Below are 22,111 nucleotides of genomic sequence, written 5' to 3' on the forward strand. Positions count from 1 at the left end.
TCGAATCACTGCTTGAACAACCGGCTCAAGTCGGATTTCGACGATCGCGTCGTACCTCAGCGAACATCCTGCAATTTGAATCGGCAACTACTGTTCAGGGCGGGGAGGATGTCAACTCCGTTCGGACGACCGGGGCGACGGTAGTTCTGTCCGCCAACCGTCGCTGCAACTCGAACAAATACCAGCGTTATAGGTCCACTATACCGTGAAAATACATATTTTCGATAAGAAACAAAGGGGGTGAAAACGTAGCACAGACCCTGTCCGCGTGCTATGCTCCCGACGAAGAGCCCACGTCATCGGCTGTCCGGCTGCACACGCGACGCGGTGCTCGTCGATTAGCTAATATCGAGCGCGGGGATTTGAACCACGCGAACACGGTCGCCTCGCGTTGCTCGGCGCTGCGTGTTCTCTCATTCAAATCCCACCTCTCATATTTGCGTCGCTCGCGGTTTGCGAACGACAACAAATATCGAGCGCGGGGATTTGAACTCGCCGACATCTGATCCACGGATCCGGTCTTTTGTCTGTGTCGCAAGCATCCGCGCCGAAGGCGCGGTTCACCGGACACGAGGCCGTCGGCCGAGTGTCCGGCAGTTTTTCCCCAAGTTTTTGCAAACGGGGTTCCCGCAGGCTCGCGTAGCAAGCCGAGGAAACCCCGTGCAGTAAAAAGTGGTAGTGGACCGGCGGGGATTTGAACCCCGGGCCTCTTCCTTGCGAAGGAAGCGATCTGCCACTGATCTACCGGCCCGCGTATGTCGTCCCACGAAGCGCAGGTGTTTGAATGATACGATTCCCCTGCGCGTGAGACCCGCGTTCTGAACGGTGCGGACACCGCTCGACTCCCGCAAGCGTGGCGGTCCCGTTAGTCCTCGAGGACGATCTCGATGGAGACGTCGTTGGGGACCTGGATGCGCATCAGCTGGCGGAGCGCACGCTCGTCGGCGTCGATGTCGATCAGCCGCTTGTGGACGCGCATCTCCCAGTGCTCCCAGGTTGCCGTCCCTTCACCGTCGGGTGACTTCCGGGCGGGCACTTCCAGCGTCTTGGTCGGCAGCGGGACGGGCCCGCTGAGCTTGACGCCGGTCTTGTTGGCGATCTCGCGGACGTCATCGCAGATGTCGTCCAGATCATCCGGGTTCGTGCCCGCGAGCCGAACGCGTGCTTGCTGCATTATTCGCGCTCTTGAACGCTCAGGACCTTCCCTGCCGCGATGGTCTGACCCATGTCACGGATGGCGAAGGACCCGAGCTCGGGAATCTCGCTGGACGGCTCGATGCTGAGCGGTTTCTGCGGTCGCACGGTCACGACTGCAGCGTCACCCGACTGGATGAAGTCGGGGTTCTCCTCGGCGACCTCGCCGGAGGAGGGGTCGATCTTCTTGTCGATGGACTCGACCGTACAGGCGACCTGTGCAGTGTGTGCGTGGAAGACCGGCGTGTAGCCGGCGGTGATCACGCTGGGGTGCTGCATGACGACGATCTGCGCCTGGAAGGTCTCGGCGACCGTCGGCGGGTCGTCGGCCGGTCCACAGACGTCGCCGCGGCGGATGTCGTCCTTGCCGATGCCGCGGACGTTGAACCCGACGTTGTCGCCGGGGCCCGCGTGGTCGACTTCCTCGTGGTGCATCTCGATGGTCTTGACCTCGCCACCGACGTCAGACGGCTGGAAGCTGACGTTGTCGCCCGGGTTCATCGTCCCGGTCTCGATCCGTCCGACGGGGACGGTCCCGATACCGGAGATCGTGTAGACGTCCTGGATCGGCAGTCGCAGCGGCGCGTCCGTCGGCGGCTGGGGCTCCGGCAGGTTGTTGAGCGCTTCCAGGAGGGTCTCGCCGTCGTACCAGGGCGTGTTCTCCGACTCCTCGGAGACGTTGTCGCCCTCGAACGCAGAGGTCGGAATGAAGCTCGCGTCTTCGGTGTCGAACGACACCTGGTTGAGGAGCTGCTTGACCTCTTCGACGACCTGCTTGTAGTCGGACTCGCTGTAGTCGACGAGGTCCATCTTGTTGACGGCGACGATCAGCTCGTCGATACCCAGTGTCTTCGAGAGGAAGACGTGCTCCTGGGTCTGGGGCTGAACGCCGTCGTCGGCGGCGACGACCAGGACCGCGTTGTCGGCCTGGCTCGCGCCGGTGATCATGTTCTTCACGAAGTCGCGGTGACCAGGACAGTCGACGATGGTGAAGTAGTACTCGTCGGTGTCGAACTCCTGGTGGGCAATGTCGATGGTGACACCGCGCTCTCGCTCCTCGGCGAGGTTGTCCATCACGTAGGCGAACTCGAATCCGCCCTTGCCCTTCTCTTCGGCTTCTTCGCGGTACTGTTCGATGACGTGCTCGGGTACGGATCCTGTCTCGAACAGGAGCCGTCCGACCATTGTACTCTTCCCGTGGTCAACGTGGCCGATGATGGCCAGGTTCTGGTGCGGTTTGTCCTCACTCATTGGTATCTCACGCGCAGAGGCGCTGTATCGGAATCTTTCGTCAGAAGCAATTAAAACCGTTTCGATACGCTACAGGCACCGTCCCGTCGCCGTCTTGCGTTTTGGGAACTGCTGTCACGGAACGGCTCGGGTAAGTCGGTTGATATCGGAGAGCACAGCCGTCGCGGTTTCGGGACCACCCGCGCCGCGTCCCGAGAGGTTCAACCGCCCCGCGTTCTCGGTCTCCAGCTGGACGATGTTTCGGGTGCCACTCGGCGCGAGATCGGCCTGCTCGGGAACCAGCCGCGGCCCTACGCGGATCTCTCCGCCCGCGACCTCGCCGATCAGCCGGATCGTCCGGCCGTCCCCGCGGGCGAGTTCGAGCGCGCTCGGCGGGATCGCCTCGATCCCCTCGACGGTCGCGTCCTCGAGGGTGTACTCCCGGCCGTCAGACAGGACGTTCGCCAGGATGACGCATTTCAGTGCCGCGTCCGTCCCCTCCACGTCGAAGGACGGATCTGCCTCCGCGACGCCCAGATCCTGTGCTTCCGCGAGCACGTGCTCGTAATCGAGTCCCTCCGCAGCCATCCGCGAGAGGATGAAGTTCGCGGTCCCGTTGAGCACGCCGCGCGCGGCGGTGATCGTCTCCGGCCCGTAGTCCTCGATCGTCGACAGTACCGGGATCGCACCCCCGACCGTCGCCTCGAACCGGACCTCGCCCGCGCTGTCCTCGGCCAGGGCCATCACCTCGCCGTACCGTTCCGCGACTGGCCCTTTGTTCGCCAGCACGACGTGACGGTCGCGCTGGAGCGCCCGCTGGAGGTGGCCGAACCCGGGCTGGGCGTCGCCGAGCGTCGTCGGCGTCGCCTCCACGAGCACGTCGTAGTCGGTCTCGAGGGCGTCTCCCGGATCTGCCGTCCCGACAGCCCCCTCGCTGTCCTTGCGTTCGAGGACGGCGTCGACGTCGAGGCCGTCGGGGTCGATCGCGGCCGAGCTCGAATCGGCTACTGCGGTCACCCTGTGCCCGTAGTCGCCGGCCAGTTGTGCGACTGAACTGCCGACGGCGCCTGCACCTGCGATCGCCAGACGCATCAGACGCCACCTCCGGTCGCCAGCGGCTCGATGACGCGCAAGTCCTTCTCGTCGGCGACTGTCCGCACCGCCTGTAGCGTCTCTCCGACCGCCCCCTGGTCGGTCTTCAGCCGGAGTCGGGCACTCGATTCGTCGTCGGTTCCCTCGGGTGCGGACAGCGAGAGGTCCGCGACACGACTGTTCGTTTCCGTCCGCAATCGCGAGAGCGTGTCCGAGAGGTCGGTGTCGACGAGATGCCCGACCAGCACGATCGTCAGCTCCTCGCTGTAGCGTTCCTGGCCGGCCTGGACGACGTTGACGCCGGCGTCGCGTAGCGCTTCGACGATCGTCTCGAATCGCTCCGGCGTCGCCTCCAGATCGACCTCGACTGGAATGTGTCCGCGCGGCGTGACGTTGCCCCGCTCGTGGAAGATCGACAGCAGGTTCCCGCCGTTGTCGGCGATCGGTTCCAGCGCTCGGAGTAGTTCCCCTGGTTCGTCGACCAGCTCCAGTCGCACCGTGTACGCCTGGGTTCGCGTCTCGCTCATCGGACGCTCACCCCGCTCTCGATCGGGTTCATGCTACCTGGCGTACGCCGGACGCCGTCAAGAAAGTTCGGACGAGAAACCGACGGCGGTCGCCACAAACCAGACGTACCGTCTTCGTTCGACGCTCCGTTCTGAAATAGCATACACCTATCACCTTAGACATCCAATATGTAGACATGGACATCAGGTCTCGAACTCGTAGCGCTGCGCTCGCCCGCGGGGCAGCCGCCGGCGCTCTCGGTTTCTTTACTGGCTACCTGCTCACGTGGATCTTCGCCGGCGCGAAGATCGCGGATCTCATGATCGGCGGGGTCTTCGGCGGCGGCGTGCCGGACTGGCGGGCGGTTCTGTGGGTATTTTACGACAGTCACTTCGTCGGCACGCGGACACCCGAGGTATTCGGCCCGGGCGGTGATCGCTGGGCTGGCGGCGACCTCATCGACACCGTCGAACTGCTCGGCGTCGAGTATCTCTATCTCGTGCCCGTCGTCGTCCTTCTGATCGGGGGCGTGACGATGGCACGTTTCGCCGGCGCGAGGACGGCCAGGGACGGAGCGATGGCTGGCGTCACTCTCGCGCTCGGGTATTTCCTGCTCGTGCTCCTCGGGCTGTTCGTCGCCACCCAGGGCGGCGTGGCGCCCAGTCCGCTCCGTGCGCTCGTCATCGCGGGTGTCGTCTACCCGATCGCGTTCGGTGCGATCGGCGGTGCCGTCACCGGTTTCTACTTTGATTCAGCGAGAGAATCCCGTCACACACCACAGACGTGAACGGCGTTCCGGTCACGCCGTCAGCGTGCAGTCGCGATTGTGAGGCTACTTCTCGGTTGGAGAACTCGCGGCTCGTAGTAGCGTGACGGCTGTCAGAGCGGAGGGAGCCTGCCGACGTCCGCCAGCATCGCCGTCGCGGTTTCGGGGCCGCCAGCACCGCGACCCGAGAGGTTCAGTCGCCCCGCGTTCTCGGTCTCCAGCTGGACGATGTTGGTCGTCCCGGTGACCGCGAGTTCGCTGTGTTCGGGGACCAGCCGCGGTCCCACGCGGATCTCCCCGCCTGCAACCTCACCGATCAGCCGGATCGTCCGGCCGTCTTCCTGAGCCAGTTCCAGGGCGCTCTCGGGGATGTCCTTGATCCCCTCGACGGCCGCGTCCTCGAGGGTGTACTCCCGGTCGCCCTCCGCGAGGACGTTCGCCAGGATGACGCACTTCAGGGCCGCGTCGGTCCCCTCCACGTCGAAGGAGGGATCGGTCTCGGCGACGCCCAGATCTTGCGCCTCCGCGAGCACGTGTTCGTAGCCTAGCCCGGCGCTGGCCATCCGTGAGAGGATAAAGTTCGCGGTCCCGTTGAGTACGCCGCGCGCGGCGGTGATCGTCTCCGGGCCGTAGTCCTCGATCGTTGACAGCACCGGGATCGCACCTCCGACCGTCGCCTCGAACCGGACCTCGCCCGCGCTCTGTTCGGCCAGATCCATCACCTCGCCGTAGCGTTCGGCCATCGGCCCCTTGTTCGCCAGCACGACGTGCCGATCGAGCTGGAGCGCTCGCTCGAGGTGGCCGAATCCGGGCTGGGCGTCGCCGAGCGTGACCGGCGTCGCCTCCACGAGCACGTCGTAGTCGGCCTCGAGTGCGTCCTCGGGATCGTCCTCACCGAGGTGGCGCTCGCCCTCGTGCTGGCGTTCGAGCGCGGCTTCGACGTCGATCCCGCCGGAATCGATCGTCGCGGCCTCGACGTTCGCCATCGCGGTGACCGTGTGACCGTAGTCGCCGGCCAGTTGCGCGACGGAACTCCCGACGGTGCCGGTCCCGACGATCGCAAGCCGCATCAGACACCACCTCCGGCCGCAAGCGGCTCGATCACGCGCAGGTCTTTCTCGTCGGCGACCGTTCGCACGGCGTCCAGCGTCTCCTCGACTGCGCCCCGGTCGGTCTTCAGCCGGAGTCGGGCACTGGACTCGCCTTCTGTGCCTTCTGGCGCGGACAGCGACACGTCCGAAACGGCCCCGTTTTCGGCCCGCAATCGCGAGAGCGTGTCCGAGAGGTCGGTGTCGACGAGGTGGCCCACGAGGACGACCGTCAGCTCCTCGCTGTAGCGTTCCTGGCCGGCCTGGACGACGTTGACGCCGGCGTCGTGCAGCGCTTCGACGATCGTCTCGAATCGCTCCGGCGTCGCCTCCAGATCGACCTCGACTGGAATGTGTCCGCGCGGCGTGACGTTGCCCCGCTCGTGGAAGATCGACAGCAGGTTCCCGCCGTTGTCGGCGATCGGCTCCAGCGTCCGGAGCAGTTCGCCGGGCTCGTCGACCAGTTCCAGTCGCACCGTGTAGGACTGCGTCCGCGTCTCGCTCATCGGACGCTCACCCCGGAATCGGAAGCGTTCATGTTTGTTTCGTCTGGTAGCGGCGGTTGTAAGTCAATTTCGTATCCGCGGCGTCGCGAGGGCTGACCTAGCCGATATACTGAAACAGCGTCCCGAGAAGCAACCCGGCCCACAGCAGGACCGCGCCAGCGAGCAACCGGTTTCGGTGGCGGTCACGCGTCGCGCGATGGACGGTTCCGCCGGCAATCAGACCCAGCGCCAGGACGACGCCGACCCGCTGGAGGACGATCTCGATCGGCAGGACCTCGACGCCGAGATAGCCATAATCCAGCAGGAACGCGACCGCGAGGCCGCTGGCTCCCGTGACAGCGGCGTCCATCCGTCGCGTCATCTTTCGGGCAAACGCGTAGGTCACGATCGGGATGCCGACGGCGATGAACGGGTACAGAAGCGCCGCGATCGCGTGCATCGAGAGGGCGGGCACGTACCACTCGAGCAGGATGCCGGCCGCACGAACGCCCAGCACGAGCGCGACGATACTCCCGAACAGCATGCCGTGCCGGACAGTTACCCTGTCGACGATCGCCCGGACCCGCGCCCGGTCGACCGACGTGAGTCGCCGCCCCCAGATCTCCCGGGCGGAGACGAGCCCGAACCCGAATGCGGGCAGGGCGACGAACAGCTCGACGATCGTGGCCCAACCGTCGGCGTCCGAGGGGTCGTCGTTGTCGAAATGCGCCCGCCAGATGCGCTCGACGGGCGGCTCGTTCAGGAACTCGCGTTCGACCTGTCGCTGGCCCTCTTCGACGCCGTCGACGGAGTGGCGGAGCGTGAACCAGTCGAAGTGCTCGGTGTGGACCTGCATGGCGACCCACGGCTCCTCGTCGGGAACCGGCGACTCGTAGAGCCGGATGTGCGTCCGGTGGCCGTAGTAGTCGCCGTTGTGGAGCTGGTCGGTCTCGCGGATCCACTCGCCCGTCTCGCCGCCGTGAACGTACGCGTAGCGGGCCGTGCCGGTCGTCTCACCCCACTCGATGGCCGTCCCGGTGAGATTGACGTCTTCGGGTACCGAATCGGTCGGCTCGACGTGTCGCTGGCGGTCGTCGGTCCGGTTCCAGGTCCGCTCGTCGCTCGCGCGCAACGCTCCGACGACGGTGTCGGCGTCGCCGCGGACGACGACGTTGATCGGGCTGCGCTTTCTGAACTCCTGGCTCGGGCTCAGATACGTCCAGACGCCGCTGTCGTCGCCTTCGAAACGGAACAGATCTCGCTCTCCGTCGTCGGCCGTCTCCGCCGGGAGCGTCTGCACTGTCGGCGTCGTGAACACGACGAGCACGCCACCGAAGACGACCGCCAGCGCGAACACGGTCGCCGCGATCGTGTACCTGCGACGCATTGACACGATATCGAGACCCCAAGAGCATGACTCTGACGGCTAGAGGAATCGGACGTCCCGAGAGCCAACCTACAAGGCCGCCGCGCCCCTGTGGACGCCAAGGCGATGTCGTCCGAATCGAACGGTCCGACGCCGACGAGCTCGACGCCCGCGGATTCAGTGAGCGGGGCGCAGGCGAGGGCGAGCGGCTCGCGTACCGGCTCGACTGATGGCGGCTCGCGTATCAACTCGGCCGATCCGCACGCCGGATCGTCCGGCTCGCACGCCAGCTCGACCCACCCTCACGCCGAAGCGGCCGGACTGCGCGTTCGCGCTCGGGCGCTGTGGCGGTTGCTGGTCGTCGTCGGGACGTTCCTGCCGCTCGCGGTCGGCTGGTGGCGCGACCGGCGGCGCTACCTGCTTTTCGGCGGCCGACGCGATGTTACCGACGAAACGCGCCGCGAGCGCGCCGAGTACCTGCTCTCGTCGTTCGTTTCGCTCGGGCCGACGTTCATCAAGCTCGGACAACTGCTCTCGACGCGCCCGGACGTGCTCCCGCGAGCGTATGTGACGGTCCTCTCGCGACTGCAGGACCGGGTTCCGCCAGATCCCTGGGACGACGTCGAACCGCTGCTGGACGAGGAGATCGGCGACGTCGAGTCGGTCTTCGAGTCGTTCGATCGCGAGCCGATCAGCGGCGCGAGTCTCGGGCAGGTCTACACCGCGCGCCTCGACGGCGAACGGGTCGCGGTGAAGGTCCTGCGGCCGGGGATCAGGCGACGGGTCGAGGCCGACATCCGGGTGCTGTCGGTGCTCGTCCCGGTTTTGGCCCGGCTCGCCCCGCAATCCCAGCAGTTCACGCTGGAGAACCTCGCCGATGAGTTCGCGGCGTCGATCCGCCGGGAGATGGATTACGAACTGGAGGCCCAGACGCTCGAACGGATCGCCGAGAACTTCGCCGACGACCCGAAGATCCGCCTGCCGACGGTCGCACACGAGCACTCGACCGATCGCGTGCTCGTCATGGAGTACGTCGACGGCGTCAAGATCACCGACCTCGAGGCGCTCGAACGCAGAGGGATCGACCGATCAGCGCTGGTCGAACGGCTGGAGAACGCCTACATTCGGATGATCGTCGAACACGGCCTCTTTCACGCCGATCCACATCCGGGCAATCTGGCCGTCAGGGACGACGGGACGATCGTCTTCTACGACTTCGGGATGGCGGGGCGGCTCGACGAGCGGACCCGCGAGCAGCTGTTCGAGTTCTACGTCGCCGTCGCCGAGGACGACGTCGACCGGATGATCGACGCGTTCATCGCGCTTGGTGCGCTCGATCCGGCCGCCGACCGACAGCTGATGGCACAGGGGTTCGAACTCGTGCTGGACAGCTTCCGCGGCGAGGACATCAGCCAGTACCAGGTGGCCGAGCTGTTCGAGCAGTTCCAGGGGACGATGCAGGAGCTGCCGATGCGCCTCCCGCAGAACCTCGCACTGGTCGTCCGCGTCTCGAGCGTCCTCGAGGGGGTCTGTCGGACGCTCGATCCCGACTTCGACTTCATCAGCGTCGTCAGGGAGTACGTCGCCGATCGGGCGACTGAGACCGCGACCGCGGATCGGGTCCGCGAGGAGGTGCGCTCGCGTGCGGTCGAGTTCGAACGGAGCGTGCGCCGCGTGCCCCGACAGCTCGAAGCCGCGCTTGACCGCCAGGAGCACGACGCCCTCCGCGTGTCGATGGACATCGAGTCCGAGGACAGTGTCTTCGGCCGCCTGGCTCGCCAGGTCGTGTTCGGAAGCGCGACCGCTGCCGCCGTCGTCGCCACTGCGGGGCTGTACGGCGTCGGCAACGGATCGTGGGCGGTCGTCGCCGCTGGCGCGGCGTTGCTGCTCGGCGTGCTCACGAAGCGCGCCTTCCGGACGTCGGGGCCGCGCCGGGACGTCCAGGCTGGCGCCGCGATGGCCCAGCGCAGCCTCCGGGGGCGACAGCGCAGCAAGGGCGAGCGAGGGCGAGAAGAGTGACACTGCCGGTCGAGCAGGACCCGGAACGCTACTGCTCCAGACTGGTCCCGCAGGCCGGACACTCCGGGCCCGAGTCGCCTTCGACCGGCTCGACCGAGAGCTGACACTGCTCGCACCACCGCAGGTCACTGGTGTCTTCGCCTGGCGTGTCGTGAGTCATGACGGTTCGTGCCGTTCGTCTACCGGCCGTGTTCCTCGTGGGCGCTGGCGAGGTGCCGGCCCGCGAGCGCGCCGAGCAGCGAGAGCTCGCCGGCGAGTCCCGCCGCGGCGATAACTTCCGCCAGCGCGTCGCCGTTCGTCCCGACGGGGTCGCCGCCGCCGGCGAGGCCGAGGACATCGAGCGCCTCGGACTGGGTCGGCAGGCCGGTCCCGCCGCCGACGGTCCCGACCGGCAGCGAGGAGAAGGTCACGGAGGCGTAGAGACCGTCTTCGCGAGCTTCGACGCTCGTGATCGCGTTCGATCCGTCGACGACGTGCGCCTCGTCCTGGCCGAGCGCGAGGAAGGCCGCCCCGACGATATTGGCGACGTGGGCGTTGAACCCCAGGCTGGCGGCCTTGGCGCTGCCGACCAGGTTCTTGCGGGTGTTGACCTCGGCGATGGCCTCGGCGGTCGTCCCGAAGCGGTCCTCGACGACCTCGCTGGGCAGGAAGACGTCGGCCGCGACGGTGTACCCGCGTCCCTCGACGGCGTTGATCGCGGCGGGCTTCTTGTCGGTACAGAGGTTGCCCGAGACCGCGACGAGCGAGGCCGGCGTCTCCGCTTCGATCGTCTCGGCGACCGACCGGCTGGCGATGGTCACCATGTTCATCCCCATGGCGTCGCCGGTGTCGAAATCGAACCGGAGGAAGACGTTGTCGCCGACGACGTAGGGCGTGACGTCCTGGTACTTGATATGCGGGTCAGTCTCCTCGGCGACTTCCTCGATGAGATCCTCGTTGTCCTCGACCCACTCGACGACCTCGGCGGCCTCTTTGACGCCCGAGACCGAGAACACCGGCGCGCGGGTGATCCCGTACTTCAGGACCTCGGCGTTGGCGCCGCCGGCCTCGCGGATAGCCCCCATCCCGCGGTTGACGCTGGCGACGAGTGCGCCTTCCGTCGTCGCGAGCGGGACGTAGAAGTCGTCCTCGGCCGCCGACCCGTCGACGGGAAGCGGCCCGGCGACCCCCATCGGGATCTGGGCCGCGCCGATCATGTTCTCGATGTTTGGATCGGCGCGGTCGGCGGGGAACGAGTAGTCGCCGACCGTCTCCAGGTCGGCTCCGACTTCCTCGGCCAGCAGTTGCCGGCGAGCCGCGGCTGCCGTGTCGGCGTCGGCGTGGTCTTCGAGTTCGTACAGCCGGAGGTCGCCTTCCTTGACGCGCTCGGCGAGGTCTGCTGCGCTTGGCATGCCAACAGATGACGGTCCCGCGACCCTAAACGTTGCTTTCGGCGATGGGTCTTTCCGGGAGAACGCCGACGTTTCGCCATGGAACCACGAACCTACCTGCGACTGGAGGGCGTGACCGTCTTCGTCAGTGCACTCGCCGCGTTCTTCGTTCTTGATGGACCACTGTGGCTGCTCGTTGTCCTCGCGCTCGCTCCCGACCTGGCGATGGTCGGCTACCTGGCCGGTCCCGAGGTCGGGAGCCTCAGCTACAACACCGCTCATACGTACGTCTTACCGGCTGCACTCGGCGGGGCCGGCCTCTACGCGGACGTCACGACGGCGGTACTCGTCGCGCTGATCTGGGGCGCTCACATCGGCGCCGATCGCGCGGTCGGCTACGGGCTGATACTGTCGGCTGTAACATTTCGGCAGGATTTCGGCACCCCGGGTGCCGAAAATCTCCACGAACTTACAGCCGACAGTATGAAGTATTCGAGCGGGTTCAAAGATACCCACCTCTCGATCCAGCCCGCGCCACTGTCGGTACTTGTTGAGGAGGAGTGATACCGTCGACTGCGCAGACGCCGCGGAGCCTTCAAGTTCGTCACGCTCGACATCCCTAACATGACCGACGCTGCCGGCATCTACGCGCGTGAATCCAGCATCCTCGATCGCCACGTCCAGACCGGCGTCGCGGGCGAGCGCGTTCTCGCGGTCTCGTTTCCCGACGAGCCGGACGAGCAAGCCGGGAGCGACCATCCGTTGCTCGATCGGATCGAGAGCTACCTCGAGGGCGAGCGTGACGACTTCGCGGACGTCACGGTCGCGTTGACTGTGCCGACCGACCGGCGATCGGTGCTCGAGGCACTCCGGGACGTCCCCTACGGCGAGGACGTGAGCGTCGAGCAACTGACGCGGATGACGCCGGGGCTCGATCCCGAGGAGGCGAGCGACCGGGAGACGGTTCGCATGGCCCTCAGGGAGAACCCCGCGCCGCTGTTACTCCCCGATCACCGGGTCCGTGACGGGCCGTCGGCTGCCCCGAGCGACGTCGTCGATCAGCTCCGCCGGATCGAAGGGCTGTAAGATGGGCCGCCGGGGTTCGTGATACTGCCGGCTGTACCATTTCGAAATAATTCGCCACCCCGGGGTGGCGAATATCTGTACGAACGTACAGCCGGCAGTATGAGTCACGCGAGTCCCTCGTGAACGACAAGCTCCAGCGCATTGATCAGGTAGTGAGCGACGACGACCGTCAACAGACTCCCAGAGAGGACGAACGCGCTCGCGAGGACAGTTCCGAGCACGCCGGTCACGGCGATCCCCGCCCGGCCCTGTGCGCCGTGACCCAGTCCGAAGGCGACCGAGGAGCCGACGACCAGTAGCCACGGCGAGACGCCGAAGCCGGCCGCGACGACGCCGATCGCCGCCGCCCGAAAGAGCAGTTCCTCGACGGCGGCGACCGCCGGCAGCGCGACGCCGAGCAACACGACCCAGCCGCCGAGCGATTCGGGTGCGAGCATCGATCTGAGGCGCTCGTCGTACTCGATGCCCGCCACGTCGAGTGCGCGGGAACTGGTCTCGCTGGCCGCCCAGAGGCCGGCCCCGAGCACGAGCCCCCACAGGAGGGCCTGGCCGCTCACGGCCGCGGTATCGAGCCCGAATGCCCGCGGCGGAATCGAAAAGGCGACTGCTCCGCCGACCACCACGACGGCGAACAGTCCCTGCGTGACCGCGACGTTGGCCAGTAGCGACGCCGTCGATAGCTCGGCCAGTTGTGGATGCGGAATCTGTGTGCGGATCGACGGTCGCGATTCGACGCTCGGATCGACACCGACCGGCATGAACCGCCAGCCGATCGTCGGCGGGTCATGAACCGCTCCGGCGGAAAGCCAGGCGAGAACGAGAAACGCCGTCAAAACGAGTCCAGTGAGCCCGACGAAGGCGGCCCACTGGGGTTCAGCCATCTACTGGGGGCTGGGCGAGCCGCGGCCGACCTGGCGATCCAGCGCCTGCCCGGTAATCGACCGCAGGCGATCGACCAGCGAGTCCTTCTCGGGTTCGCCCGCCAGCGCGACCTCCAGGACTTCAGAGAGGTGCTGGACGGGAATGATCTCGATCTGGTCTTTGTACTCGTCTTCGATCATCACGTCCTGCTCGTTGGCCGCGGGGATGATGACCCGGCTGATGCCGGATTTGGCCGCGGCCTCGATCTTGTGGGTGACGCCGCCGACCGGCAGCACGTCCCCGCGCACGGAGAGCGATCCGGTCATGGCCACGTCCTGCTCGATGGGGATGTCCTCCAGCGCGGAGATGACGGCCGTCGCCACGGTGACGGAGGCCGAGTCCCCTTCGACGCCCTCGTAGGACTGGACGAACTGGATGTGGATGTCCTTCTCGGAGATGTCCTCGTCGCTGAACTTCTTGATGATCGCCGAGACGTTCTGGACGGCCTCCTCGGCGATCTCCTGGAGCTTCCCGGTCGCGATCACCTGGCCGGGCCCCTGGCTGGGCGTCACTTCGGCCATGACGGGCATGACGATTCCGCTGTCTTCGCCCATGACGGCCAGCCCGTTGACGCGACCGACCACGTCGCCCGTGTTGACTGTCAGCTCGTAGTCCTTGCGCCGTTCGATGTAGTTGTCAGCCAGCTGCTGTTCGATCGAACGGGAGCGTCGTTTCGCCTGCAGGACGTCCTCGCGCTCGGTGAAGTCCTTGTCCTCGGCGCGGGCGATGTCGCCCGCCACGCGGACCAGGCCACCGAGGTCACGCAGCTTGAGGGTGAGATGGCCCTTCCGGCCGGCGCGCCTGCGGGCCTCCAGGATGATCTCCTCGACGGCCTCTTCGGTGAAGTGGGGCAGACGGCCGTCCTTCTCGACTTCCTGGGCGACGAAGCGGGCGTACTTGCGGCGCATCTCCGCTTCGTCCTCGATGGTGTCGTCCATGTACACCTCGTACCCGTAGCCTTTGATCCGCGAGCGCAGGGCGGGGTGCATGTTCTCCATCGCGTCGAGGTTGCCTGCCGCGACCATGATGAAGTCCGTCGGAACGGGCTCTGTCTGGACCATCGCTCCCGAGGAGCGTTCGGACTGGCCCGTGATCGAGAACTCGCCCTCCTGGATCGCGGTCATCAGCTTCTGCTGGGACCGGATGTCGAGGGTGTTGATCTCGTCGACGAAGAGGACGCCCTTGTTGGCCTTGTGGATCGCGCCGGCCTCGACGCGGTCGTGGCTGGGCGTCTCCATGCCACCTGACTGGAAGGGGTCGTGACGGACGTCACCCAGCAGTGCCCCGGCGTGGGCACCGGTCGCGTCCTCGAAGGGCGCGATCTGCTGGTTGGCGTTGTTGACCAGCAGGTTGGGGATCATCGCGTCGGACCCGCGGTTCATGTACCGGAAGACGAGGAAGACGATCCCGGCCGCGAGAATGCCCAGCAGGATACTCCGGGCGAAGAACAGCGCGTAGCCGATGATCGCGATGATGATGATCCACATCAGGAACGACCGCATCTGGTTTCGCTTGCGGGCTTCCTCCTTGTGGGCATCGACGATCTGTTCGCCCTTGCCCGCCGGCACCGTCCGAACCTTCGGCTCGTTGCCGTCGTCGGGGTTGTGATAGACCAGCACGTCCTGCAGGTCTTCCTTGGGCAGGAGCTGGCTCATCGCCTTTGCGAGCATCGACTTGCCCGTCCCGGGCGAGCCGATCATCATCACGTGGCGACGCTGCTTTGCCGCCTTCTTCACGATGTCTCGGGCGTGATCCTGGCCGATGACCTGATCGACCAGTCGATCTGGCACCTCAATCTCCTCTGTCGTCTCGATATCGATGCCACCGAGCAGATCGTCCTCGTCATCTTCGACCGTCGCCTCGTCGCCTTCGATAGAAACATCACTACCGAGATCAGCCTCTCCGTCGCCGTCGGTGCCTGTCTCGGCCGCGACGTCGACATTCGAGTCATCAGCGTCGGCTCCGGCCGCGTCCGTGGCCGTCTCCTCGGCTGTTAGTTCGACCTCGTCGGCGGTCGATTCGACTGTCTCGTCGTCGCCCGCCCGAGGGGACGACGCCTCGGTCTCGTCGTCGACGGCCCGTTCCGACTCGCTGTCGGCCGACGTCGTGCCGTCTTCGTCGGGGGCGCCGTCAGTGTCTGTATGTTCGCTCATTCTATTCGTTGCTGTCATCGATAGTCAGGGTCTGTCGACTGATATACTTTCTCCCCTCGGACAGACGCGCCGTCTCCGACATTATCCAGCGAGAGGGCTTAGATAGACAATATTCTCGACTGATGGCGCTCAACGAAAGGATTCGAGAAACTGCCCGGCTGACTCGCGGGCTTTATAAAATGCGCCGCCGAGGTATCCACCAGAGTCATGACTCGCGGGTTCTATATCGGCCGCTTTCAGCCGTACCACAACGGCCACCACACGATGATCGAGCACATCACCAGCGAGGTCGACGAACTCGTTCTCGGGATCGGGAGCGCGGACGTCTCGCACACGGTTCGCAACCCGTTCACTGCGGGCGAGCGGATCATGATGCTCACCAAGGCCGTCAGGGAGTTCGAGCGCGAGAACGACCTGGTAACCTACGTCGTCCCGATCGAAGACATCGACCGCAACGCCGTCTGGGCCGGCCACGTCGAGAGCATGTGTCCGGACTTCGACGTCGTCTACTCGAACAACCCGCTGGTGATCCGTCTGTTCGAGGAAGACGGGATCGAGGTCCGCCAGTCACAGATGTTCAACCGCGAACGGCTGGAGGGGACTGACATCCGCGAGAGCATGATCGACGGCGACCCGTGGCGAGACCGCGTGCCAGACCCCGTCGTCGACGTCGTCGAGGAGATCAACGGCATCCAGCGGTTGCGAACGATCGCCCAGGATGACGTCGTCGACCGGTGGGAGGCCGACGAGAACAGTCTGTAGGTGTCGTGCGTCGAACTGCGTCAACGAGTGCGACGACGATCCCACTGAAGTGCCACGACGACGCCACTGAAGTGGCACCCGCGCGTACAGCCGAATATGATCACGCTCAGCTCCGACTTTGGCTCGCCGTATCCGGCGGCGATGAGGGGCGTCATCCTCCAGGCGAGCGACGCCCGCATCGTCGATGTCTCACACGAGTTCCCGCGCCAGGACGTCGACGCCGCGGCGTTCTGGCTTCGGGAGATCCTGCCGTACTTCCCGCCGGCAGTCCACTGCGTCGTCGTCGACCCGGGCGTCGGCACCGAGCGGGCGGCGATCGTGATCCGCGCCGGCGAGCACGCGCTGGTCGGGCCGGACAACGGTGTCCTCCTGCCGGCCGCCCGCGAGCTCGACGACGCGTTCGAGGTCTTCGAGATCGACTACGAGAACCCCGAGAGCATCACTTTCCACGGACGGGACGTGTTCGCGCCTGCCGCCGCGACCGTCCACGAAGCCGGGATCGATGACTTCGAGCGCGACGACCAGTTTCTGCTGACCGAGACGTTCGTAGATCTCTCTTTCCCCGAGCCCACCGAACGCGAGGACGGCGTCACCGGCGAGGTGCTCGTCGTCGACGACTTTGGCAATGCCATCACCAACATCCCCGGTGCGTACCTGGAGGGGCATTTCGGCTCGGACGTGACCGTCAACGGTGTCTGGGCACCGGCCCGGCGAACCTACGGCGAGGTCGGCGAAGACAGTCGCGTGGTGACTGTCGGGAGTCACGGCAACGTCGAACTCGCGGTCAATCAGGACCGGGGCGACGAACGGTTCTCCGTCCATCCGGGGTCGCGGGTTCGGTTGCGGTGGACGTGACAGGAGTCCTCGCGATCGCACCGCTGTAATGCGGATGGATACTGCCTGGTCCCGCGTCCGGCTCGCTCACCCAAGAGTCGTGCCCCACGCGGCGGGCGTCCCAATGGCGTCGATGCAACACCCCGGAGACGACGCGTTCGGTGTCGCCGAACGATCCTGGTCCGATTCCTGCGCACGCCAATCTCGTCTTTTGCCGCTGGCTGGCCGGATCAGAGCGCGAACGCGACAGCAGTGGTTCTCACCCGCTGAGAGAAATGTCATTCAGATACATAATAGCGCTGCGTCTGTTTTGGGATGAGTCACAGCAGAGTCCCGACCATCGCCGAGGCGGGCCGGGCAGCGCTCGGGCTTGTCTATGCCGGCGGCGCGCTCGTACATCTCCAGTTCTGGCTGACGAACCACGGGGTCTACGCGGAGATCACGCCCTTCATCAGGTTCGAGTGGTACGAGAGTGCGTGGATCGAGTTCGTCGTTCCGAACCTCGGCGTGCTCCTGCCGCTGCTCGCGGTGTTCGAGATCGCAGTCGCGCTCGCGCTCTTTTCGGGACGCTATGCCAGGTGGGGACTGTCGCTGGGGGCGGCGTTCAACATCGCGATCGCTCCCCTCGGCTTCTGGTGGCCTGCGAACGTTGCCCTGGCGGCTCTCCACCTCGCGTTACTCCGGTTCGAGTACGCCGACTCGACGACCGATGTCGTCAAGCGTCGGCTCGCGACCTGAGGCACAGTGCGATGACCGGCGTGCTCGGACGGGGGTCGCGATTGCTGGTGCGTCGCTCCTCGGACTCGGAGACGCCCCGCTCGCGTCGTTCGAGGACGCCAGGCGCGCCGCCGGGCGAATCCCGGACGCCGAACGCCGTGCGTACGAACACGACTGGCACCGTCTGTTCGGTCACGGCGCCGACGTCGAGGGGCCCTGGGTGTTTCTCAATCGTGAAATCGAGACCCCGCTATGACCGGAATATCGGCTCGCGAGTAACCGGTCTCTCATTCTCTCGATCCGAGAATTGCCGTACCGATTGACACTCTCGGAACGCGTCTAGAGACGCGGTGAATCTATATGGCAGACGCATTCTCCCGAAAAACTTCGACAGTGGCCCGCCTGAAGACGACGACCGACGTCCGTCAGCTCGCAGGCCTGTGCTTCCTCGTTCTCGCGGCGCAGTTCATGACCGTCATCATGCTCGCTGCAGCGATGGTTCCAGACTACGACTTCAACGCGGCGGCGATCAGTGACCTCGGGGTCTTCCCCGAGACGAGCTTGCTGTTCAACGCGTCGCTGTTCGTCGTGGGGGTACTCAACCTCCTCGGCGGCTACGCGTTCTACCGGCACCACGGGACGCGGTGGCTCTTCGCGACGTACGCGATCGCCGGCCTGGGCGCCGTCGGAACCGCGCTGTTCCCGCTGAACGTCAGCGACGTCCACGGGCTGTTCGCGCTCGTGGCGTTCCTGTTCTTCAACCTCCAGGCGATCGGAACGGCGACGCGCCTCGACGGCGCGATGCAGGCGCTTTCTATCGCCGCTGGCCTGCTCGGCCTCGCGTTCGTGGTCGTCATGGCCATCGGCGACGGGGGCAACACCGCCGTCTTCGGACCGATCGGCCACGGCGGCACCGAGCGCATGATCGTTTACCCGGTCATGCTCTGGATGGTCGCCTTCGGCGGCTACCTGCTCGGAACCCGTGACACGCCCGCGTGATACGGGCCCCCGACCGCCCCGCGGTCGATGCGGAACAGACGTAATAATCCGTATGAGTCTCGATTGCAGCGGCAGCCCCTGGCGGTCGCTCCGAGATCGCCGATCAGGATTCTTCTGGCCCACAGCTATTCTCCATGGTCGCACGACCTGGTCACTGAATCGAGAGGTGAGCAGGCGGAGCGAGAACTGTGCGTGGCGCTCATAAACCTGCGCAGAGAGACAGTCGACGAGTCGCGTCGCTCTGTGATGCCCTCGACCACGGAAGGGGAGACTAGCCAACCGTTCGGGCTACTCGAGTTCGACGGTTTCGCTGTGGACGATCTCTCTGGAGGAGCGACCGACGGCAACCTCGTACTCACCGGCGTCGACGACCCACCCGCTCTGATCAGCGTCGTAGTAGGCGAAGGCGCGTTCGTCAACGGAGAGCGACACTGTCTGCTGTTCGCCTGCTGCCAGTTCGAGACTCTCGAAAGCCGCGAGTTCCCGCGGTGGTCGTTCGACGTCCGGGTCTACAGCCCCGAGATACACCTGGACCACCTCGTAGCCGTCCCGATCACTGACGTTCTCGACTGTCACCTCGACGGTCGCTGTCGACTCGTCCAGAGAGACGGCGACGTCGCTATACTCGAAGTCGGCGTAGCTCAGGCCGTGCCCGAACGGGAACAGCGGGTCGGTCTCCACACGGTCGAAGTGTCGGTACCCCACGAAGATCCCCTCCTCGTAGGTCACGTCCCGGTCGATCCCCGGATACTGGCGCTGGGTGTTCGCCGGGTAATCCCGGGCACGTGAACCGAAGGTGACCGGGAGGCGACCGGACGGGTCGGCATCACCGAACAACACTGACGCCAGACTACGCCCGTCTTCCTGGCCTGGATACCACGCCTCGAGGACTGCCTCGACGTCATCGAGCCAGGGCATCTCGACCGGGCCGGCGGTCTTCAGCACGACGACTGTCTCCTCGGCCACGTCAGCGACCGCCGACACCAGTTCGTCCTGCCGGCCCGGGAGCGTCAGCGGTCGGTCGTAGTCCTCGGACGCGGCGTCCTGGACGACGACGACTGCCACGTCGGCGTCCTCGGCCGCCTCGACCGCCGCGTCCATGTCGACGTCCGGGGACTCTTCTTCGGAGCCGAAGTAGCTGTCAGCGATTGTCGACAGCGAGAGGTTCCAGACCGTGATATCCCGGTCGTCCATCTCTGCAAGCGGTGCCACGCCGGCTTCGAAAGTGAGAGACGCGTCCTCGCCAACCCGGTATCGGATACCGTCGAGGGGGCTAACCGTCGAGTCGGTTGCGACTTCGGAACTGCCACCACCACCGGTCTTGGCCTCGTCTGCATGGGGGCCGATCAACGCAATATCGTCGAGAGTAGCCGGATCGAGCGGGAGGGTATCGTCGTTGTGGAGCAAGACGGTCCCACGCTCGGCCACCCGCCGTGACAGTTCGTGATGTGCCGGCACGTTCGCCTCTCCGTCGGGCATATCGTCGTCGAGGACGCCGAAACGTTCCATCTGACCGAGGATACGGGCCACCTTTTCGTCGAGGATCGACTCGCCGAGCCGACCGTCCTCGATCGCTTCGCGGAGGGATTCGTCGAACTTTTCGGAACGGTAGACCCGACATTCGCTCGGTCTGAGACCGATCAGTGAGGTGATCAGTTTGGTCGCGTCGTCCGTCGAAAACCACGAGAATCGCGAGAAGGTATCGATCAGCCGATAAGCCGGGTTCATGTCTGGAGCCAGCTCGGGGAGCGTGACGCCCGGCATGTCCAGATCGAGCCCCGCACGGGCGGCGGACGGACCGTCGGTCGTCGCCCACCAGTCGCTGACGACGAATCCCTCGAACCCCCAGTCCTCTTTGAGGATGTCAGTGAGCAACTCCCGGTTCTCGGTCGCGTGGGTTCCGTTGACGCGGTTGTACGCAGCCATCAGCGAGGCCACGTCTGCCTCCTTGACGACCGCCTCGAACGCCCGGAGGTACAGTTCGTGTAGCGGTCGTTCGTCGACGATCGCGTTGTCCTCCATTCGCGCGTGTTCCTGGTTGTTCACCGCGAAGTGTTTGGCACAGGCGGCGACACCGCCGTCCTGAATGCCGTCGACGGTACCGACTGCGATCCGGCTGTTCAGATGCGGGTCCTCGGAGTAGTACTCGAAGGAGCGGCCACATTGCGGGACCCGGATCAGGTTGAACCCGGGTGCGAGCAGGACGTCCTGGTCGCGAGCTCGCGCCTCGGAAGCCATCGCCTCACCCACTTCGTGTGCTAGTGACGGGTCCCAGGCCGCCGCGAGTGATATCGATGCCGGGAATGCCGTCGAGGGAGATCCATCACCCGCACGGACGCCCAGCGGACCGTCGATCATCGAAAACGACGGAATACCGAGACGGTCGTTCGGGGGGACGTACCCTGTTGCCATGCCGTCGGGATCGACGTCACCGTGGACAAGGCTGATCTTCTCTTCGAGCGTGAGCCGAGAAAGGAGTTTCTCGACCCGGTCGCTGGTCAATACCGTCACAGATTCACCGGCCGAACTGTTTTCTGTCATAGTTGTGGTGTTTGGTGGTCCGTAGCCGCACGACGGAGTTGCACGAGCGGTGATCAGTCGTCCTGTCGCAACCTCCAGTTGCCGTGGCTCTGGTCGAAGATACCAGACGAGGATAATCAATCACATCGATAATTAACCCCGAATGTTCTTCCAGGATGGTCTTAACAGTTTCTGAATAGGACGCATTAGGTGGCCCTGTTCACATTCTGTCGTTCGTTCTTAACGAGCATGGAACTGATGGGTCGCGACCGCCGTGGCACTTTCAGCGGTCGGCTATAGATGGGCATTGCCGGGGAAGATACGCAGAATGCAGTGGTATGAGCTAGCTGTGCGGCAATTTTTCAGGTACTGAGACGGCCGATGAGAGTGCAGACGCTACGTCTCGAACAGTAGCTACACGGGCGAGATCGTGTCACTGGGGAACGAGCGCAGGAGGACACCGAGTGCGCAGACAAGCACGACAGATTCGACGACGTGGACCTGCGTGAGCGTCAGGTCGGTGAGCTGGTAGAGGAACCCCTCGACGAGGACCCCGACTGTGATGAAGCCAAATCCGACCGTAGCGTCACGGAGGTACCGTGCTCGCGTCGATACGCACGGAAGCTGATAGCGGTCGTGGTCACCCCCGGAAGTAGCAGCAGCGCTCGTACACCGATCAGCGTCAGGGACCAGACGCCGGTTATCGTTCTGTCTCTCCAACCGGTCGCTCCGGAAACTGCCCGTACAGCGAGTATAGCACTACGACCATCCCGAGGGCGACGAGGCTGGTCTGGATCGTCCCCGCGAGGAAGATAGAGAAGCCGACCACGTCGAAAAGGATCCCTTCGATGACCGATCCGACGCTGATAAACAGGAACCCGATCGCGACGTATCGCATCGGCTCACTCCCGTAGTGTCTGTATCCCTGGTACGCTTTGACCGCAATTATCAGTCCGAGGCCGACCGTGACGAGTTTCGCGATGACGAGTTCGATGTGCATGA

The 22,111-nt window shown here is 65.2% G+C and carries 23 protein-coding genes and 1 tRNA gene; 9 read left to right on the forward strand and 15 right to left on the reverse strand.

Annotated features, from left to right (window positions below; genetic code table 11):
* Nucleotides 1-679: 679 nt before the first annotated feature.
* The 5 genes from OB916_RS15600 to OB916_RS15620 all read right to left on the reverse strand — a co-directional run bounded on the left by OB916_RS15600 (nucleotide 680) and on the right by OB916_RS15620 (nucleotide 4,043).
* Nucleotides 680-751, reverse strand: a tRNA-Ala gene (locus OB916_RS15600).
* 114 nt (nucleotides 752-865) lie between these two features.
* Nucleotides 866-1,177, reverse strand: a complete 312-nt coding sequence (gene rpsJ / locus OB916_RS15605) for a 30S ribosomal protein S10 (protein ID WP_229112221.1) — start codon at nucleotides 1,175-1,177, stop codon at nucleotides 866-868.
* A complete protein-coding gene (gene tuf, locus OB916_RS15610; RefSeq protein ID WP_315910226.1) occupies nucleotides 1,174-2,445 on the reverse strand; it encodes a translation elongation factor EF-1 subunit alpha in 1,272 nt (423 codons plus the stop codon). The genes rpsJ and tuf overlap by 4 nt, the downstream gene beginning before the upstream one ends.
* Nucleotides 2,446-2,559: 114 nt before the next feature.
* The gene (locus OB916_RS15615; RefSeq protein ID WP_315910227.1) at nucleotides 2,560-3,516 is read right to left on the reverse strand and encodes a homoserine dehydrogenase; all 957 of its coding nucleotides are present in this window, start codon (nucleotides 3,514-3,516) and stop codon (nucleotides 2,560-2,562) included.
* Nucleotides 3,516-4,043 carry an amino acid-binding protein gene (locus OB916_RS15620; RefSeq protein WP_315910228.1) on the reverse strand — a complete coding sequence of 176 codons (528 nt, stop codon included), beginning with the start codon at nucleotides 4,041-4,043 and terminating at the stop codon, nucleotides 3,516-3,518. The genes OB916_RS15615 and OB916_RS15620 overlap by 1 nt, the downstream gene beginning before the upstream one ends.
* Nucleotides 4,044-4,219: 176 nt before the next feature.
* On the opposite strand from OB916_RS15620, the gene OB916_RS15625 reads away from it, so the two are divergent.
* Nucleotides 4,220-4,810 carry a hypothetical protein gene (locus OB916_RS15625; protein ID WP_315910229.1) on the forward strand — a complete coding sequence of 197 codons (591 nt, stop codon included), beginning with the start codon at nucleotides 4,220-4,222 and terminating at the stop codon, nucleotides 4,808-4,810.
* A gap of 92 nt (nucleotides 4,811-4,902) precedes the next feature.
* Here OB916_RS15625 and OB916_RS15630 read toward each other — a convergent pair whose 3' ends face one another.
* The 3 genes from OB916_RS15630 to OB916_RS15640 form a co-directional block, all read right to left on the reverse strand.
* On the reverse strand, nucleotides 4,903-5,859 hold the full coding sequence (locus OB916_RS15630) for a homoserine dehydrogenase (protein WP_315910230.1): 957 nt from the start codon (nucleotides 5,857-5,859) through the stop codon (nucleotides 4,903-4,905).
* Nucleotides 5,859-6,383, reverse strand: a complete 525-nt coding sequence (locus tag OB916_RS15635; protein WP_315910231.1) for an amino acid-binding protein — start codon at nucleotides 6,381-6,383, stop codon at nucleotides 5,859-5,861. Before OB916_RS15635 ends, OB916_RS15630 begins: the two co-directional genes overlap by 1 nt.
* 97 nt (nucleotides 6,384-6,480) lie before the next feature.
* Entirely contained in the window at nucleotides 6,481-7,749 is a 1,269-nt protein-coding gene (locus OB916_RS15640) for a hypothetical protein (RefSeq protein ID WP_315910232.1), read from the reverse strand.
* Nucleotides 7,750-7,854: 105 nt separating this feature from the next.
* Between OB916_RS15640 and OB916_RS15645 the strand changes: the two genes are divergently transcribed.
* On the forward strand, nucleotides 7,855-9,747 hold the full coding sequence (locus OB916_RS15645; RefSeq protein ID WP_315910233.1) for an ABC1 kinase family protein: 1,893 nt from the start codon (nucleotides 7,855-7,857) through the stop codon (nucleotides 9,745-9,747).
* 28 nt (nucleotides 9,748-9,775) lie between these two features.
* Here the strand turns inward: OB916_RS15645 and OB916_RS15650 are convergent, their stop codons facing one another.
* Both OB916_RS15650 and hmgA read right to left on the reverse strand, forming a co-directional pair.
* Nucleotides 9,776-9,907, reverse strand: coding sequence for a hypothetical protein (locus OB916_RS15650; RefSeq protein ID WP_315910234.1), 132 nt, complete (start codon nucleotides 9,905-9,907; stop codon nucleotides 9,776-9,778).
* Between the two features lie 19 nt (nucleotides 9,908-9,926).
* Nucleotides 9,927-11,138, reverse strand: a complete 1,212-nt coding sequence (gene hmgA, locus OB916_RS15655; RefSeq protein WP_315910235.1) for a hydroxymethylglutaryl-CoA reductase (NADPH) — start codon at nucleotides 11,136-11,138, stop codon at nucleotides 9,927-9,929.
* Nucleotides 11,139-11,216: 78 nt separating this feature from the next.
* Here hmgA and OB916_RS15660 point away from each other — a divergent pair, with 78 nt between their 5' ends.
* The gene (locus OB916_RS15660; protein WP_315910236.1) at nucleotides 11,217-11,681 is read left to right on the forward strand and encodes a DUF4260 domain-containing protein; all 465 of its coding nucleotides are present in this window, start codon (nucleotides 11,217-11,219) and stop codon (nucleotides 11,679-11,681) included.
* 60 nt (nucleotides 11,682-11,741) lie between these two features.
* Nucleotides 11,742-12,203 carry a methylated-DNA--[protein]-cysteine S-methyltransferase gene (locus OB916_RS15665; protein WP_315910237.1) on the forward strand — a complete coding sequence of 154 codons (462 nt, stop codon included), beginning with the start codon at nucleotides 11,742-11,744 and terminating at the stop codon, nucleotides 12,201-12,203.
* 104 nt (nucleotides 12,204-12,307) lie between these two features.
* Here OB916_RS15665 and OB916_RS15670 read toward each other — a convergent pair whose 3' ends face one another.
* Nucleotides 12,308-13,084, reverse strand: coding sequence for a CPBP family intramembrane glutamic endopeptidase (locus OB916_RS15670; protein ID WP_315910238.1), 777 nt, complete (start codon nucleotides 13,082-13,084; stop codon nucleotides 12,308-12,310).
* Nucleotides 13,085-15,277, reverse strand: coding sequence for an ATP-dependent protease LonB (gene lonB / locus OB916_RS15675; protein WP_315910239.1), 2,193 nt, complete (start codon nucleotides 15,275-15,277; stop codon nucleotides 13,085-13,087). It abuts the gene before it with no gap.
* Between the two features lie 207 nt (nucleotides 15,278-15,484).
* On the opposite strand from lonB, the gene OB916_RS15680 reads away from it, so the two are divergent.
* From OB916_RS15680 to OB916_RS15700, 5 genes are all read left to right on the forward strand, one after another.
* A complete protein-coding gene (locus OB916_RS15680) occupies nucleotides 15,485-16,039 on the forward strand; it encodes a nicotinamide-nucleotide adenylyltransferase (RefSeq protein ID WP_315910240.1) in 555 nt (184 codons plus the stop codon).
* Between the two features lie 96 nt (nucleotides 16,040-16,135).
* Complete coding sequence (locus tag OB916_RS15685) at nucleotides 16,136-16,894, forward strand: SAM hydrolase/SAM-dependent halogenase family protein (protein WP_315910241.1); 759 nt, start codon at nucleotides 16,136-16,138, stop codon at nucleotides 16,892-16,894.
* Nucleotides 16,895-17,188: 294 nt separating this feature from the next.
* Entirely contained in the window at nucleotides 17,189-17,611 is a 423-nt protein-coding gene (locus OB916_RS15690; RefSeq protein WP_315910242.1) for a hypothetical protein, read from the forward strand.
* The gene (locus OB916_RS15695; protein WP_315910243.1) at nucleotides 17,583-17,846 is read left to right on the forward strand and encodes a hypothetical protein; all 264 of its coding nucleotides are present in this window, start codon (nucleotides 17,583-17,585) and stop codon (nucleotides 17,844-17,846) included. Before OB916_RS15690 ends, OB916_RS15695 begins: the two co-directional genes overlap by 29 nt.
* Before the next feature lie 104 nt (nucleotides 17,847-17,950).
* Nucleotides 17,951-18,589, forward strand: a complete 639-nt coding sequence (locus OB916_RS15700) for a DUF998 domain-containing protein (protein ID WP_315910244.1) — start codon at nucleotides 17,951-17,953, stop codon at nucleotides 18,587-18,589.
* Between the two features lie 288 nt (nucleotides 18,590-18,877).
* On the opposite strand, the gene OB916_RS15705 is transcribed toward OB916_RS15700, so the two are convergent.
* The 3 genes from OB916_RS15705 to OB916_RS15715 form a co-directional block, all read right to left on the reverse strand.
* On the reverse strand, nucleotides 18,878-21,100 hold the full coding sequence (locus OB916_RS15705) for a beta-glucosidase family protein (protein WP_315910245.1): 2,223 nt from the start codon (nucleotides 21,098-21,100) through the stop codon (nucleotides 18,878-18,880).
* Between the two features lie 423 nt (nucleotides 21,101-21,523).
* On the reverse strand, nucleotides 21,524-21,829 hold the full coding sequence (locus OB916_RS15710) for a DUF7521 family protein (protein ID WP_315910246.1): 306 nt from the start codon (nucleotides 21,827-21,829) through the stop codon (nucleotides 21,524-21,526).
* Complete coding sequence (locus OB916_RS15715) at nucleotides 21,810-22,109, reverse strand: DUF7521 family protein (RefSeq protein ID WP_315910247.1); 300 nt, start codon at nucleotides 22,107-22,109, stop codon at nucleotides 21,810-21,812. The genes OB916_RS15710 and OB916_RS15715 overlap by 20 nt, the downstream gene beginning before the upstream one ends.
* Between the last annotated feature and the right edge of the window lie 2 nt (nucleotides 22,110-22,111).

The sequence above is a fragment of the Halapricum hydrolyticum genome, from assembly GCF_025517535.1.
GTDB classification, from domain to species: Archaea; Halobacteriota; Halobacteria; order Halobacteriales; family Haloarculaceae; genus Halapricum; species Halapricum hydrolyticum.